This is a genomic window from Tessaracoccus flavus (genome assembly GCF_001997295.1).
GTDB lineage: Bacteria > Actinomycetota > Actinomycetes > Propionibacteriales > Propionibacteriaceae > Arachnia > Arachnia flava.
The window spans coordinates 1,549,894-1,564,238 of the sequence record NZ_CP019605.1 but is presented as its reverse complement, the minus strand read 5'-3'; the positions used below and the strand labels follow the sequence as shown (position 1 = coordinate 1,564,238).

Below are 14,345 nucleotides of genomic sequence, written 5' to 3'. Positions count from 1 at the left end.
ACGGCCGGGGCAGGGGTTACGTTGGCGATCTCCCAGCAAAGGAGCGACCAATGACAATCCGGACCAACACCATCTGCCTGTGGTTCGACAAGGACGCTGAGGCCGCCGCGGAGTTCTACGCATCCGTGTTTCCCGACAGCCACGTGGACGCAGTGCGGCGGGCGCCCGCCGATTTTCCAGGAGGGAAGAAGGGAGACGTCCTGACGGTCGACTTCACCGTCTGCGGTATCCCCTGCCTGGGCCTCAATGGCGGTCCCGAGTTCCCGCAGACGGAAGCCTTCTCGTTCCAGATCGCCACCGAAGACCAGGCGGAGACCGACCGCTACTGGGACGCCATCGTCGGCAACGGCGGGCAGGAGAGCGCCTGTGGATGGTGCAAGGACAGGTGGGGGGTGTCCTGGCAGATCACGCCGCGGGTGCTCACCGAAGCCATGCGCTCCGACGATCCCGGCGTGTCTCAGCGCGCGTTCGAGGCCATGCTGTCGATGCGGAAGATCGACGTCGACGCGATCGAGCGGGCAGTGACAGGTAACTGACCCAGCGGGTCACGGCTACGGCAGATACGTCACCGCGTCTGGGCCCGGTCAGCAGCTCGACGGCTCCTCCCCGACCCGGGCGCGCAACTCCTGCTCGTCCACCGAGACCAGGTCGAGCCTGAAGGCCCGCCCGTCGTCGAGGGCCACCGACAGCCCGTCGGCCGTCGCCTGCCATCGTCCGGGCACCGACACCGGCCCGTCGGCCGGACCGTCGTGGACCGCGGTGAATGCACCGTCCTCCTCAACCGAGAAGCCCGCGACGGAGCGCGACAGCGGAGCGTCCTCGCGCGGCAGGTAGGTGCCGACGCCGTCGTTGTCCGTACGGATCGGCCCACGCCAATCCCTGAACAGCGCCGACGGCACGTCGTCGACGCCGATGGGATGGAAGAACGCGTGGCCGAAGGACGAGGACCTCACAGCGTGGTAGGGATAGGTGACCCTGTCGTCGTCACCGTTGCCCGGCACCTCCCGGTACATCACGTCCACGGTCCCGCCGCGGATTCCAAGGTGGTAGAAGCGGATCTCCTCGATCCTGACGACGGTCCCGCTGGGCCGCGCGCCGAGTGCGACAGCTGTGACGACCTCCGTGGCCCAGTCGATCGGCGGGTCCGTCGGTGGTTCGCCCTCGAGAAGCTCGGCGTAGGCGTCGGCGTCACGCAGGACGGTCGCCACCGCCTCCCGCGGTCCGTTGTCGCCGCGGGCGACACCGGTGAACTCGAGGGGCTCGGTGTCCGGGGTTTCGACGTTCATGATCGCTCCATTCCGTGGGCCGTGATGGCTCCACCGTAACCCCGAGATGGGCCAGGGGGGAGGGATTGGCAGAGTCTCTTCCCTTATCAGAGGTCAGTCACTAGAGTCGTCTCAGGAGCACAGAGCGTCCCCACCACTTCTAGGAGCGCGCCATGACCACCGGTGATCACCCCGCCGTCGTCGCCCTGTCAGCCGCCATCGAGGATGCAGCGGGCCTGCTGCGGATCCCCACCGACGGCGTAGCACTGGAGGGGATGGACGCCCGTGAGTGGCCCGACTCGTGCCTCGGCCTCGGCCGGGAGGACGAGGTGTGCACCGATGCGGTGACACCCGGGTATCTCATCCGGCTCGGCGACGGGTTCACCTACCACGCGGATCAGCAGGGCAACGTCCGCCGCGCCCGCGACGACGTTCCCCACACGGACACCGAGATCAGGCTGCGCTACTCGGTCTCCGGGGGAATCGCCGGCCAGACGACCTCCTACGAGACCGACAGCTACCGGTTGACGCGGGCCGAGGTCGACGAGTTGCGACGTCTCATCACGGAAGCGGACTTCTTCAACGTCCCGAGCTCGCTGCCCGAATCTCCCGTTGCCGATGGCATCACGGTGCGGCTCTGGATCGCTGTCGGCAGGCGAAACCACGAGGTGGTTCGCGGCGACGGGATCAACGCGGACGACACCGAGGCCCTCGAAGCACTCGTCTCGTGGGTGGCCGACCGGACGCCGGCCAGGCACCCGAGGGTGAGCGGCGAGTCCCTCTGAGTCGTCATCAACGCCGGTCGCTGAGTGTGGAGCCGGGCACGTTTGGCATGTCATTTCCGGATATCGCTCTCCGACGAGGCGTAGTATCCGGGTGGGGCTGAAGCAGACCTGCACTGGGTCGCGGCCCCGAAGGGATCTGAATGCCATGGGCACGCTGAGGGAGAATCGTCCGGTCTGGTACGCGGTGGCGTGGATTGCGGTCTACGTGATCGCAGTCAACATCGGCGATTGGCTCTCGGAGATGGTTGGCGAACCGAATTCGGCGACCAGCGCGCTGCTGGTGGTGCTGTCGCTCGGGCTCATCGTGGGTCTCGCCAGGGACGGCTGGCTCCGGTACTTCGGCGTCCGTGCAGTCCGCCGTCGTGCCTTCCAGTCGGTGTTGCTGTACATCCCCCTGGCACTCATCGCCTCAATGCAACTCACCAAGGGATTCCGGGATGACCTCACCCCGACGGCGGTGCTGCTGATCGTGGTCCTTATGATCTGCGTCGGTTTCCTTGAGGAACTCATCTTCCGGGGGATGCTGTTTCGCGGAATCGAGCGCAGCAGCAACCTCACTCGTGCCGTCGTCATCTCCGGTCTCACGTTCGGTGTCGGTCACGTCGTCAATCTCGCGCGCGGTATGACGCTGCTCGAGCAGTCCGTCCAGATCGGGTTCGGCGTGGTCCTGGGCATCGTCCTTGCGTTGCTCTTCGCTGTGACGGGGACGATCGTCCCGCTCATCGTGTTTCACGCCCTCCTCAACATCATCGGCAACCTGACGGTGGCTGATCCTGGATCAGAGTTGATCATGCTGGCGGCCACCACGGTTGTCTGCGTCGGCTATGCCCTCTACCTGGTCAGCGTGCTCCGTCGGCGGGGCCCCAGCCCGGAGATGTCTCAGCGCCCGCGAAGGGTCACCGCGCCGGTCGCGGCGGCGTGAGGCCGGCGCTCCGATAGACGACGTGGGGCCTTAACGGGTGCCCCACCCCAATCCTCGGATGGTCGAAGTACCGGTGGAGAGTCATGCCGAGGCGCTGCATCACGGCCTGCGACGGGAGGTTGAGGACGGCGGTCATGGACCAGACGACGGGAAGCCCGAGACGGGTGAGTCCGACGTCGAGCGCCGCCCGCGCCGCTTCGGTGGCGTAGCCCCGGTGCCACGCACCCCGATCGAGCCGCCAGCCCACCTCCTGGTCACCGCTCCCGGGAACGCCGTCGGGCATGGGGTTGAGCCCCGTGAAGCCTATGAACTGGCCGGACTCGAGAAGCTCCAGCGCCCAGAGCCCGAAGCCCTGCTGATCGAAACGTTCCTCGATCCGGTCGATGAGCTGGTCACTCTCGGCTCGGCTCAACGTAGCCGGAAAGTAGCGCATGACCTCGGGATCGGCGTTCATCGCTGCGAAGGGCACCCGGTCGCTGTCGCGCCAGCGACGCAAGAGGAGGCGCTCGGTTCGGATCTCCGACAACCGCATCATGCAGGCAAACCTAGCGAGAGGCGACGGCTGGCGCGGGCCGAGGCCCCCTACTGCCCTCGAACCCTCTGGACTTGCGCTCGACGCAAGCTCTCAGCGTGACCGCACGCTCAGAGGTGCCGTCGAGCGCAACGTGAGAGGGTCAGGCGCGCGAAAGGCCAGTCAAATCCCGTCGACGAACCTGCCTGGGGGCCGACGCCACTGACTCCCAGAGGTACAGTGAAGCTACCGGGCGGACGTCGGTGTCCCTCCGGACCACCGAGGAGACCACCATGACGAGCGTCGGGCCCACCCCCTACTACCTGTCGCCTCAACGCACCGACCTCGACTTCCTTGACGCGCCGGAAATCCCGACGGTTGTGCGGAAGTTCGTTGACTACCCGCTGTCCGAGATGGCGACAGCGATGGACGGCACGGTCTCGGTGCTGTTCGCGCTGCTGGAGACTGAGGGGATCCATCCGACAGGCCCACCATTTTCGCTGTACGAGCACATGTCTGGAGAGACCGCGACCTTCGAAATCGGGGTTCCGGTCGACCGTCGCCTGGACGGCCCCGTGACCGCCGCCCCTGGTGTGGTGATCGAGGGGTCGGTGCTGCCGGGCGGCACGCTCGCGACCATCTCGCATATCGGCTCCTACGACCGCCTGGGCGACGCCTGGGGCGCCTTCATGGAAGCGGTGACGCAGGCAGGGAAAACAGCCGAGCTGCCGTTCTGGGAGATCTACCTGACCGAGCCGGGGCCCGGTGTCGATCCCGAGACGATGCGCACGGATCTGGTCACCAGAATCGCACGCTGATCTCACCCAGAGTTGCGAAGGTCGAACGTCGACAGCGGTTCGGGGCCCTTCACCACCCGTCGAGTGACCTGCAGGATGGCGTCCTCGTTGGGGTCCACCCGCCAGCGGACCAGGGCGATGGTGCCGTCGGCGATCTCCAGCGCGGTGATGTGGGAGGGGTAGACGCAGCTGCCTGAGTTGAAGTAAGGCATCTCGTCCTCGCGCGGGAACCTCTCGCGATGGGTGTGACCGCAGATCAGCGCCATCCGGTTCTGGCGGATCCACTTCACGTAGTTGCGCTCCACCTTGTGGCGTTTCTCGGCGTTGGCCACAGGGCTCGTCGGGCTGTGGAATCCGAACGCGTGCGCGTACCGCCAGAACACCCGCATCATCAGGCGACTGAACCGCCACCCCTGGTCGTTCGGGAAGTCGCCCTGGTGGCCGTGGACCAACAAAATGTCCTGGCCCGTCGTCCGATGCCGGAATACGACCGCCTCAACCGGCTCGAGACCGTCAAAGAAGGGTCCGACCTCGCCGGTCTCTGCGTCCTTCGCGGTCCACAGGTGCTGGCGGACGAATCGGGGGTCACGCAGGTCGAGATCGTGATTGCCCCACATCCGGATCAACCTGCCGGCGCCGTGGAACTGGAGCAACTGCTCCCACACCGCGCGGTTGGCTCGGACGATGTGCTTGAAGTCGTGCTCCCAGAGCTCGTCGCCGTCGCCGGCCTCGACGTAGGTGAAGCCGTTCTTCCAGTAGTGGTCCAGCGCGGCCGTGAACGAGTTCTTGTTCTTCAGGAACTCGTCGGATTTGGAGCCGTCTCCGCGATGGCAGTCGCTCATGATGACGTAGCGCGAGGTGTCATCGATCAGCTCGACGCGAGCGTCTCTGTAGGCCTCCGTCAGACGAGTCATGGTCTTCACAGGTTTCACCGCCTTGCAGCGTTGGGGTGCCTTCGATCATAGGACCGTGGCGCCAGGCCGTCGCCGAATCCTCCAACGTCAGGGCTTGAGGGCCAGCCGCAGCTCGTCGACCGCCCACGCGAGGTCGGCGGCCTCGATCGTCAGCGGCGGCGCGATGCGGAGGGTCTGGCCGTGGGTGTCCTTCACCAACACGCCGCGCGCGAGCAGACTCTCGGCGACGTCACGGCCGGTCCCGCACGACGGATCGACGTCGACGCCGGCCCAGAGACCGGCCACCCGCACCTCGGTGAGGCCGTGCCCGAGCAGGCCGTCGAGCAGGCTCCCCAGGTAGTGGCCCAGCGTCGTGGCGCGCTCCTGGTATTCGCCGGTCTGTAGCAGTTTCACCACTTGCAGCCCGACGGCGGCGGCGAGAGGGTTGCCGCCGAACGTCGATCCATGCTCGCCGGGGCGGAACACGCCCAGCACCTCCCGGTTGCCGACGACGGCCGAGACCGGCACGATCCCGCCTCCTAGCGCCTTTCCCAGGAGGTAGAGGTCGGGCACAACGCCTTCGCGGTCGCACGCGAACGTCGTGCCAGCGCGGCCGAGGCCGGACTGGATCTCGTCGGCGATGAGGAGCACGTTGTGCTCGGTGCAGAGCTCGCGGACCGCCCGCAGGTACCCCGGCGGTGGGATGATGACCCCGCCCTCGCCCTGGATCGGCTCGATGAGCACGGCGGCGGTGTGATCGTTGATGGCGGCTTCGATCGCGGCGACGTCCTGATACGGCACCGTCACGAAACCGGGCGTGAACGGGCCGAACCCCTCCCGGGTGACCGGGTCGTCGCTGAAACCGACGATGGTGGTGGTGCGGCCGTGGAAGTTGCCCTCGGCCACGACGATCTGGGCGGCCTCGTCGGGCACCCCCTTGACGCGGTGGGCCCACGCACGGGCGGCCTTGATGCCGGTCTCGACGGCTTCGGCGCCGGTGTTCATCGGGAGCACCATGTCCTTGCCGCAGAGCTCGGCGAGCGCCGCGGCGAAGGGACCGAGCCTGTCGTTGTGGAACGCGCGGCTGGTGAGGGTCAGGCGACCGATCTGGTCAACCGCAACCTTCACCAGGTCGGGATGGCGGTGCCCGAAGTTGAGGGCCGAGTAGGCCGACAGCAGGTCAAGGTAACGCCTACCCTCGACGTCGGTGACCCAGACGTCCTCGGCGGTCGCGACCACGACGGGGAGCGGGTCGTAGTTGCGCGCCACATGCTCGGACTCCGCCTGGATGAGGCGCGTCGTCGTGGGCTCGGGACTCGGCGTGGTGCTCATGGTCTGCCTCCTCGCAGTGCCGGGTGGGGAGGTCCCCACCGGGGTCGCCGGCGGACGCTGTCCTTGGGCCCGGCGGCACTTCGACCCGCAGGCGGCCTGCGAGGAAGAGGCGACACGAGCACGCCTGAGTCCAGTATTCCACTGCACGGTGACCCTGCGGCGGGGTTAGCCTGTGCGCGGGAGTCCTGACACTGGAGCTGCCATGCGCGTACATCCCCGCCCGACCAGACCCAACTGCCCCGCTGTTGGGCACGACCATCCGCTTCTGGACCTCACCGGCAAGGTTGCCGTCGTCACCGGCGGAGCGTCGGGGATCGGCTACTTCACGGCCGAGGGGCTCGCGGCGCTCGGAGCGCACGTCGTCATCGCCGGAAGAAATGAGGAGCGGGCACGGGCCGCCCGCCTCGCGATTGCCCGCCAGGTGCCAGACGCGCAGGTGTCCTACCAGCCTCTTGACCTCGCAGACCTCGCGTCGGTCCGGGCCGCTGCCGAGACACTGGCCGGCCTGCCCGCCCTGGACATCCTCGTCGCCAACGCGGGAGCCATCGGCCTTCCCAACCACACCCGGCCGCCCGCCGAGCGGGGCATCCGCCCCCGGACGACGGCGGACGGACACGAACTCTTCTGGGGCACCAACTTCCTCGGCCACTACGTCCTAGTTGCGACGCTGCTGCCGCTGCTTCTGGCGTCGGCAGGTCGGTGCGTGGTCGTCGGCAGCATCGGCGACCGAGGCGCTCCGCTGCCGGGAGATGCACTGCCGCCGGTCGACCTCAAGGCGTCGGACCTGGCGAAGTACGGCCAATCCAAGCTGGCCACCACCACCCTGATGCACGAGTTGGCGCGACGGCTGGGCACGGGTGGGGGAGCCGCGGCCCTCGGCGCGCACCCCGGCACCGCCGTCGACTTCCTCTCCCCGCCCCGCGACGTGGCGGTCAATCAGCCCGAGGCGGCGGGCCTCCTGCAGTGGCCCACCCGCCTCTTCACCCACGGCAAGCACAGGGGCGCCGCCCCGGTGCTCACGGCCGCGGCCTGCCCGCAGGCGCGCAACGGCGACTACTGGGGACCGAAATGGCTGACGAAGGGACCGCCGACGACGGTGCGGCCCAACCCCGCCACGCGCGACGAGGCGACCGCCCGACGGCTGCTGGAGATGGCCTCCGCGTTGACGCGAGTGCGGATCGAGCTGTGACGGGCTGCGTCCCCCGGGTTTGTCGAACGGCCAGCGCTTGGGGGCGGGCGGGTTGAGGATGGGGAGATGACTACGTATTCCCGCACGAAAGAGTTCGAGGGAGCCACCTTCGTCCGGACGAGCTTCAAGGGCGCAGCAATCTGGTTCTCCGACGTCAGCGGAGTGAAGATGCGCAGCGTCGACGTGGACGGCCTCGACATCGACAGCCACGACCTGTTCTTCGGCAGCCTCGTCGTCAACGGTGTGGACGTCGTGCCTCTCGTGGATGCCGAGCTCAACCGGCTGTTCCCCGGTCGGGAACTGCAGAAGGCGGAGACGCCGGAGGGGTTGCGCGAGGGGTGGGCGGCCGTGCAGGCGGCCTGGCGCGAGACGGTGGAGGCGACGCCGGAAACCATGGTCGATGCGCACGTCGAGGATGAATGGTCGCTGGCAGAGACCCTGCGGCACCTCATCCTCGCAACCGACGCCTGGCTTGGTGGCGCGATTCTTGGGGTGGATCAGCCGTTCCACGAGATAGGCCAGGTCTTCACGGGCGCGAAGGAGATGGGCTTCGACATGTCGATCTTCCGCAAGGAGCCGCCGCGGTTCGAGGAGGTGTTGGAGGTGCGGGCCGAGCGGCAGCGCATGGTGACCGACTTCCTGGCCACAGCCACTCCAGAGTTGCTCGCCGAGAAGCGCGACGACCCGTGGGGCGGTGACTGGCACCCCACCGTCGGGGACTGCATCCGGGTGATCCTGGAGGAGGAGTGGGCGCACCTGCGCTACACCCGGCGTGATCTCGCGCTCCTCTCGGCACCTTCCGCTCCCTGACGGGGGGAGCGGTCGGGACGCGGGAGGTTCTAACGCCAACCGAGCGCCATGAACGCCAACAGATAGCCGGGAACGCCAACCGATAGCCGACAACGCCAACGGTCAAGGCCAAACGCCAACAGACAAGGCCAAACGCCGACGAGACTCAGCGACGCCCGTGAGATCTCGCGGGCGACGCTGAGCCTCGCGGGCGTCACGGGATTTCGGTTGACGTTCCGGGCTGTCGGTTGGCGTTCTGGGCTCTGTGTTGGCGTCTGACCTGCCGGGTCGCGTTGCGGGCGCCATCCACCCCAGCCGAACGTCGTCGGTTCAGCTCTGCTTCTGGCGCGGGAAGGCCTCGTGCAGGTGCCACTGAACGTCGGCGATGCGGGCCTCGTCGAGTGGCCCGGGATGGGTCAGCTGCGCCCTCAGCTTCTTCGGCGACATGACGTGCACCCCGTTGACGGTGAAGGGTCCGCCGAGGAGCGGCCAGTCGGCCTCGACAAAACACAACACGCCCCAGACCGGAATGTCGGGCTGGTCGGCCAGTGCCGTCTGGACGAGGTCGAGCTGCTTCTGCATGCCGGTGACCAGCGTCGTGCGGTCTCGCCCAGCGACGGTCAGCAACTCGGTGCGCGGCCGAATGAGACCGCCTTCCACCTTCAGCGCGGGGCGCGCGTTGCGGTACCGCTTCGCGTCCACGACGAACACCCCGGACGGGCAGACGACGAGGTGGTCGATGTTCGCTCTGGTGCGGGGGATCCGGCGGTCGTTCAGGACGCGCAGACTCTCTCCCGCCATGCCGGCCAGCATCTCGCTGAGCAACCGCTCGCCTTCGGCTCCGACCGACCACGCCTTCGTGGACTGTGGGTCGTCGAACACCGCGAGCAGGAACTTCCCCATGCGTGGGTAGCTGTTGAGCACCCGATCCCGGCGGGCGCCGTGTCGGCGCTGAAACTCCGCAGCTGCGGACGCGCCGCCCTGGCCATCAACCGCCTCCAGCGTCGGTCTCTCCCACACCTCGGGAGAAGCTTCCACTGCCGGAGCATCCTCCGTGACGGTGGGGGAGCCGACGTCGATTGAGGGATCCCTGCGCTCACCCTGGTCGGTGTTGGCGTCGGTGGGCGGGCAGACGATGCACGCCACGGTCTTGCTGGTCCGGTCGTAGTCCGCTGTCGTCCCTGCGGCCAGTGGCACGCCACAGGCCGCGCAGGTGCCGGCGTAGCGCAGCCGCATCCGCTTGACGTCCACAACCGACGTCGATTCCTCACTCACGGGGGCCAAATTAGCCGCCCGCGGGTCCAAGAGCGCAGGGCAATCCTTCAAACGCGCAACTCACCCGGGCAACCGGACTACTTGACGGCGAAACCGCCGTTGCTGTGCAGCACCTGCCCGGTGATCCATCCTCCCGCCGGGGAGAGCAGGAACCCGACCAGGTCGGCCGTGTCTTGGGGCGTGCCCAGCCTGCGTGCGGGCGTCTGCCCGGTCAGCGAAGCCCGCACATCGTCGTCCATCCAGCCGGTGTCGATCGGCCCGGGATTCAGCGCATTCGCCGAGATGCCGTGACCGGCCAACTCAATGGCCGCAGCCACGACGATCCGGTCCAAGGCGCCCTTGCTCGAGCCGTACGGAAGATTGTGGGCGGTGTGGTCGCTGGTCAACGCGACCACACGCCCCGCTTGCGCCTCCCGAACGTGGGGCGGAATGAGCTCGGCGAACGCTTTGATGAGCAGCCAGGACGCTCGAGCGTTCACGGAATAGTGCCGGTCCCAGCTCTCCACCGAGGTGGTGAGGATCGAGGAGTCCACGCTCTCGGTGTGACAAAGCACCAAGGCCGCGAGATCGCCACGGGTGTTTGCCGCGGCCACGAGCTGCGCTGGGACTTGCGGATCAGCAAGGTTTGCCGGAAGCAGGTCAACCCTGGCTCCCTCCCCCCGGCAGAGCTCCGCCACATCCTCGGGATCCCGCGGTCCGCGCTCGAGGCCGACTCGGTCGTCGTACTCCGGTAGAAAGCTGAGGGCGAGGTCCCACCCCTCCTGTGCGAGGTGAAGGGCGATGCCCGCCCCGATACCGCGCTTGCGTCCCACCCCTGTGACGAGCACTGTCCTGGCGACGGTGGTGTCGGTCTCCACGCTCCTGTGCCCCTCTCTGTCGTGGTGGCACGAGCGTATCGGGCCAGAGTGTGTCTCATCCGTTGCTTTGAACTCCCACTACCGTGTCCGGCATGAGTGAGGTGCAGGGGATCCCGTTCGAGGCCATCGACTTCTATGAGGAGCTGGAGGTCAACAATTCCCGAGAGTGGTGGGCCTCCCAGCGCGAGCGTTACAGCTCCGTGGTCCGCGCCCCCATGGAGGCACTCGGCGCCGCTCTGGAGGGCGAGTTCGGTGACACCAAGGTGTTTCGCCCCAACCGTGACGTGCGCTTCTCCCAGGACAAGTCTCCGTACAAGACCCACCAGGGGGTCGTCGCCTCGACGGCGTCGCGGATGGGCTGGTACGTCCAGATCAGCGCTGAGGGTCTGATGACCGCGGCCGGCTGGTACGCGTCCACCGCCGGTCAGGTTGCCCGCTACCGGGCGGCACTGGACGACGAGGACACCGGCGCCGAGCTTCGGAGGATCGTCGACGAACTGACCGCCGCGGGTTACGCCATCGACGGCGACCGACTCAAGACCCGCCCCCGGGGCGTCGAGCCGGACCACCCGCTGCTCGACCTTCTGCGACACCGGACGCTGACCGCCAGCCAACAGTACGGCGCGCCGGACTGGTTGCCCACCCCCGACGTCGCCGAGCGGGTCCGAGCCGACTGGCGTGCCTACCGGCCGCTGATGGCATGGCTGGACCGGCACGTCGGCGACGGCTGAACGACGTTTCTAGGCGGGGGCGTACCTCAGCCTGAGGACGTCGTCTCCCATCTCGTCGGCGCTGATCAGCCGCAGCGGTGGACGGGGACCGGCGAAGAACGGGTCGCCGCCCCCGAGCACCACCGGGTGGAGGTAGATCCGGTATTCATCGATGAGCCCCAGTTCCGTCAGCTGTCCCGCGAGGCGGGGTCCGGCGACGGCGATCTCGCCGTCGAGCTCGCTCTTCAGGCGGGCGACGGCATCCCCAAGATCCCCGCCGATGAGCTGTGCGTTGGGGCCCACGGACGTCAGGGTCCGCGATGCCACCCACTTGGGCTGGCGCCGGTGCGCGATCGCGAACTCACGCTCGTCGTCGCTCCAAGCGGGGTCGTCGTCGTCCCAGTAGCTCATGAGCTCATAGACCCGGCGGCCGTAGATCGATGCCGCCTGGGTTCGGGCCTCCTCGATGAAGTGACAGAAGAGGGTCGGGCCGGGTGCGAAGCGGTCGTGGTTCACGTAGCCGTCGAGCGACTGGTTCATTCCGAAGACAAGGGTTGCCATGCCCTCATCCTGCCTCTTCGGGCGCCACGGATCAGCCCCTATTGTGACCTCATGCGCATCATCGACAAAGCCTTTCCTGAGCTCACCGTTCACGAGCTGTACGCGATCCTGCGGCTACGGATGGACGTGTTCGTCGTCGAGCAGGCCTGCGCCTATCCGGAGCTGGACGGCCGAGACGCCGAGCCTGAAACCCGCCACCTGTGGGTCCCTGCCGATGGGGACGGGCTGCCCGGGATCGCGACCTACCTCCGCGTCCTGAACGACGGCGACGGCGTCCGGATCGGCCGGGTGGTGACCAGCCCGGGCCACCGGGGAAGGGGCCTCAGCGGCGCACTGCTTCGCCACGCCATCGACGCCAACGCCCACGCGAGGATCGACATCGATGCGCAGAGCCATCTCGCCCGCTGGTACGGGGGTTTCGGGTTCCAGGTCAACGGCGAGGAGTTCCTCGAGGACGGCATCCCGCACCTTCCCATGCACCTAGATCCGCGGTCCGGCTAACCGTTCAGGAGTCGTCGCGGGGGAGCGGGAACAGGTCGATGTAGAGCCTCACCCTGCGTACGTCGTCTACGTCGGCACGCAACTGAGCGACGGACTGGTCCGCAGCGTCGACCCTCAGCCGTCCTGATCGGGATCCTCATCGGAGACGGTCCGTAGGAAATCCTCGAGCTCGGCACCCAGCTGGTCGGCGGAGGGGAGCTTGGCGCCCTCGGCCCAGAGGCTGGGCAGGTGCTGACCCTGCATGAACGCGTCGTACTGCTGCTCGAGCGCGGAGACGATCGCGACCACCTCCTCGTTGCCCTCCACCTCCGCGGCGATGGCGCGGCGGTTGATCTCCGCCTTCTCCACGAGGTCGTCGTTGGGGAGGCTGAGGCGAGTGAGGTCCACGACGGCGTTGAGCGCAGTCAGTGCACCCTCGGCGAACTCCGAGGCGGCGAGGTAGTGGGGCACGTGGATGGCGAACCCCGCGGCCCGGTGGCCGAGCTGACCCAGGCGGAGCTCGAGAAGAGCCGCGATCGAGCCGGGGACCTGAACCCGGCCGAAGGGGGAGTGCGCGTCGCCGATGAGCGACGGGTCCGTCGAGTGGGCGGTGAAGCCGACCGGCCTGGTGTGGGGAACGCCCATCGGGACGCCGTGCACCGTGACGACCAGCGCCACGCGAAGCGTCTCGACGAGTTCGCGGATGGCCTCGACGACCCGCTCCCACTGGAAGTCCGGCTCCGCGCCGGTCAGGAGGTGGTAGGTCTCCCCGTCGCGGTCCGTGAGACGGTGCAGGAGCATCGACGGCGCGTCGTACTCCGCCCACCGGTTGGAGTCGAAGGTCATGGTCGGGCGGCGACCCCGGTAGTCGTAGAGCTGGTCGATGTCGAACGTCGCGATCAACTCCGCGTCACCCGTCTCGAGGAGGTGCCCGCTCAGGAGACGCTGAACCTGGCCGGCGTCGATGAACGAGCCCAGCGCCACGAGCAGGACGTTGCCCTGCGGCGCGGGCTCGGGATCAGTCACGAAGCGGTAGAGATCAGACGGATTCTGCACACCCCTAGAGTCTCACGAGACGCAAAACGCCGGGGAGTCCGGCGTGGGCGAGTCGCCCTCTCCGCCGCCTTTGCTGGTGAGCGTGGCGCCGATCCGCAATGATTGCCAGATGAGCAACGTGAGCGCCCTCCGCGCCCCCGAACGGCGTTCCCTCCGCGCGGCCAACCGTGAGCCGTCGCACTGGGCCTACCGCGTGATCGCCCACTTCGCGCGCCTGGTCAACCCGCTGGTCTCCAGACGGCGCTGGGCGGGGCAGGAGCACATCCCAAAGACCGGCGGCGTGATCCTCGTCGCCAACCACACGTCCAACTACGACCCGCTGGCGCTCGGCGAGTTCATCATCTGGGCGGGGCGCTGGCCGCGATTCCTCGGCAAGTCGGAGATCTGGAACGTGCCCGGGCTCGGCTGGTTCGCCCGCAAGTGCGAGCAGATCCCCGTCTTCCGCAACACCGACCGGGCCATCAACTCGCTGGTCCACGCCGAGGAGGCACTCCTCACCAAGCACCACGCCGTGGCGATCTACCCCGAGGGCACCATCACCGCCGACCCCGACGTGTGGCCGATGACCGGCCGCCGAGGCGCCGCGCAACTGGCGCTCAAGACCGGGGTGCCGGTGGTGCCGCTCGTCGCGGTCGGTCCGCACCGGGTGCTGGGACAGAAGAACCTGGAGTTCGGCAAGCTCCTGGGCGGGCGCAAACCGGTCAGCGTCATGGCCCGGCCGGCCCTCGATCTGAGCGCCTACGAGGGCGCCGAGCCCACGAAGGAGGTGCTCGACGACATCACCGAACTCATCCTCGACACCCTGACCGAGATGGTGGCGGAGATCCGAGGGGAACAGCCGCCCCCAGAAGGTCGCTACGACATGCGCCTGGGCCGCAGGGTGGGCGATGGGGCGGTCCGGCCCGAGTAGACTCGCCGCCGCA

17 protein-coding genes are annotated in these 14,345 nt (G+C 68.0%); 9 read left to right on the top strand and 8 right to left on the bottom strand.

Annotated elements, in window-relative coordinates; translation table 11 throughout:
* The first annotated feature begins 50 nt into the window (after positions 1-50).
* Positions 51-536 carry a VOC family protein gene (locus RPIT_RS07155; protein WP_077341905.1) on the top strand — a complete coding sequence of 162 codons (486 nt, stop codon included), beginning with the start codon at positions 51-53 and terminating at the stop codon, positions 534-536.
* A 48-nt stretch (positions 537-584) separates the two neighbouring features.
* On the opposite strand, the gene RPIT_RS07150 is transcribed toward RPIT_RS07155, so the two are convergent.
* Positions 585-1,286 (bottom strand): hypothetical protein, encoded by a 702-nt coding sequence (locus RPIT_RS07150; protein ID WP_077341903.1) that lies wholly within the window; start codon positions 1,284-1,286, stop codon positions 585-587.
* Between the two features lie 152 nt (positions 1,287-1,438).
* Here RPIT_RS07150 and RPIT_RS07145 point away from each other — a divergent pair, with 152 nt between their 5' ends.
* On the top strand, positions 1,439-2,050 hold the full coding sequence (locus RPIT_RS07145) for a protealysin inhibitor emfourin (RefSeq protein WP_077341901.1): 612 nt from the start codon (positions 1,439-1,441) through the stop codon (positions 2,048-2,050).
* Between the two features lie 145 nt (positions 2,051-2,195).
* Positions 2,196-2,972, top strand: a complete 777-nt coding sequence (locus tag RPIT_RS07140) for a CPBP family intramembrane glutamic endopeptidase (protein WP_077341899.1) — start codon at positions 2,196-2,198, stop codon at positions 2,970-2,972.
* On the opposite strand, the gene RPIT_RS07135 is transcribed toward RPIT_RS07140, so the two are convergent.
* Positions 2,947-3,507, bottom strand: coding sequence for a GNAT family N-acetyltransferase (locus RPIT_RS07135; protein ID WP_093665032.1), 561 nt, complete (start codon positions 3,505-3,507; stop codon positions 2,947-2,949). The genes RPIT_RS07140 and RPIT_RS07135 overlap by 26 nt on opposite strands.
* A gap of 269 nt (positions 3,508-3,776) precedes the next feature.
* Between RPIT_RS07135 and RPIT_RS07130 the strand changes: the two genes are divergently transcribed.
* The gene (locus RPIT_RS07130) at positions 3,777-4,301 is read left to right on the top strand and encodes a GyrI-like domain-containing protein (RefSeq protein WP_077344252.1); all 525 of its coding nucleotides are present in this window, start codon (positions 3,777-3,779) and stop codon (positions 4,299-4,301) included.
* 2 nt (positions 4,302-4,303) lie between these two features.
* Here the strand turns inward: RPIT_RS07130 and RPIT_RS07125 are convergent, their stop codons facing one another.
* Together RPIT_RS07125 and rocD are read right to left on the bottom strand one after the other, a co-directional pair.
* A complete protein-coding gene (locus tag RPIT_RS07125; RefSeq protein ID WP_335755112.1) occupies positions 4,304-5,203 on the bottom strand; it encodes a metallophosphoesterase family protein in 900 nt (299 codons plus the stop codon).
* A gap of 78 nt (positions 5,204-5,281) precedes the next feature.
* Positions 5,282-6,505, bottom strand: coding sequence for an ornithine--oxo-acid transaminase (gene rocD / locus RPIT_RS07120; protein ID WP_077341897.1), 1,224 nt, complete (start codon positions 6,503-6,505; stop codon positions 5,282-5,284).
* Positions 6,506-6,707: 202 nt separating this feature from the next.
* Between rocD and RPIT_RS07115 the strand changes: the two genes are divergently transcribed.
* Together RPIT_RS07115 and RPIT_RS07110 are read left to right on the top strand one after the other, a co-directional pair.
* On the top strand, positions 6,708-7,694 hold the full coding sequence (locus RPIT_RS07115) for an SDR family NAD(P)-dependent oxidoreductase (RefSeq protein WP_077341895.1): 987 nt from the start codon (positions 6,708-6,710) through the stop codon (positions 7,692-7,694).
* 66 nt (positions 7,695-7,760) lie between these two features.
* The gene (locus RPIT_RS07110; protein WP_077341893.1) at positions 7,761-8,504 is read left to right on the top strand and encodes a DinB family protein; all 744 of its coding nucleotides are present in this window, start codon (positions 7,761-7,763) and stop codon (positions 8,502-8,504) included.
* Positions 8,505-8,813: 309 nt separating this feature from the next.
* Here RPIT_RS07110 and RPIT_RS07105 read toward each other — a convergent pair whose 3' ends face one another.
* Both RPIT_RS07105 and RPIT_RS07100 read right to left on the bottom strand, forming a co-directional pair.
* Positions 8,814-9,758, bottom strand: coding sequence for a nuclease-related domain-containing protein (locus tag RPIT_RS07105; RefSeq protein ID WP_218121628.1), 945 nt, complete (start codon positions 9,756-9,758; stop codon positions 8,814-8,816).
* A gap of 77 nt (positions 9,759-9,835) precedes the next feature.
* Entirely contained in the window at positions 9,836-10,615 is a 780-nt protein-coding gene (locus tag RPIT_RS07100; RefSeq protein WP_077341891.1) for an SDR family oxidoreductase, read from the bottom strand.
* Between the two features lie 92 nt (positions 10,616-10,707).
* Here RPIT_RS07100 and RPIT_RS07095 point away from each other — a divergent pair, with 92 nt between their 5' ends.
* On the top strand, positions 10,708-11,346 hold the full coding sequence (locus tag RPIT_RS07095; RefSeq protein WP_077341889.1) for a DUF2461 domain-containing protein: 639 nt from the start codon (positions 10,708-10,710) through the stop codon (positions 11,344-11,346).
* A gap of 9 nt (positions 11,347-11,355) precedes the next feature.
* Here the strand turns inward: RPIT_RS07095 and RPIT_RS07090 are convergent, their stop codons facing one another.
* On the bottom strand, positions 11,356-11,886 hold the full coding sequence (locus RPIT_RS07090) for a dihydrofolate reductase family protein (protein WP_077341887.1): 531 nt from the start codon (positions 11,884-11,886) through the stop codon (positions 11,356-11,358).
* 51 nt (positions 11,887-11,937) lie between these two features.
* On the opposite strand from RPIT_RS07090, the gene RPIT_RS07085 reads away from it, so the two are divergent.
* The gene (locus tag RPIT_RS07085) at positions 11,938-12,387 is read left to right on the top strand and encodes a GNAT family N-acetyltransferase (RefSeq protein WP_077341885.1); all 450 of its coding nucleotides are present in this window, start codon (positions 11,938-11,940) and stop codon (positions 12,385-12,387) included.
* A gap of 114 nt (positions 12,388-12,501) precedes the next feature.
* Here RPIT_RS07085 and RPIT_RS07080 read toward each other — a convergent pair whose 3' ends face one another.
* Positions 12,502-13,422 (bottom strand): proteasome assembly chaperone family protein, encoded by a 921-nt coding sequence (locus tag RPIT_RS07080; RefSeq protein WP_077341883.1) that lies wholly within the window; start codon positions 13,420-13,422, stop codon positions 12,502-12,504.
* Between the two features lie 109 nt (positions 13,423-13,531).
* Between RPIT_RS07080 and RPIT_RS07075 the strand changes: the two genes are divergently transcribed.
* Positions 13,532-14,332, top strand: a complete 801-nt coding sequence (locus tag RPIT_RS07075; protein ID WP_077341881.1) for a lysophospholipid acyltransferase family protein — start codon at positions 13,532-13,534, stop codon at positions 14,330-14,332.
* Positions 14,333-14,345 lie beyond the last annotated feature (13 nt).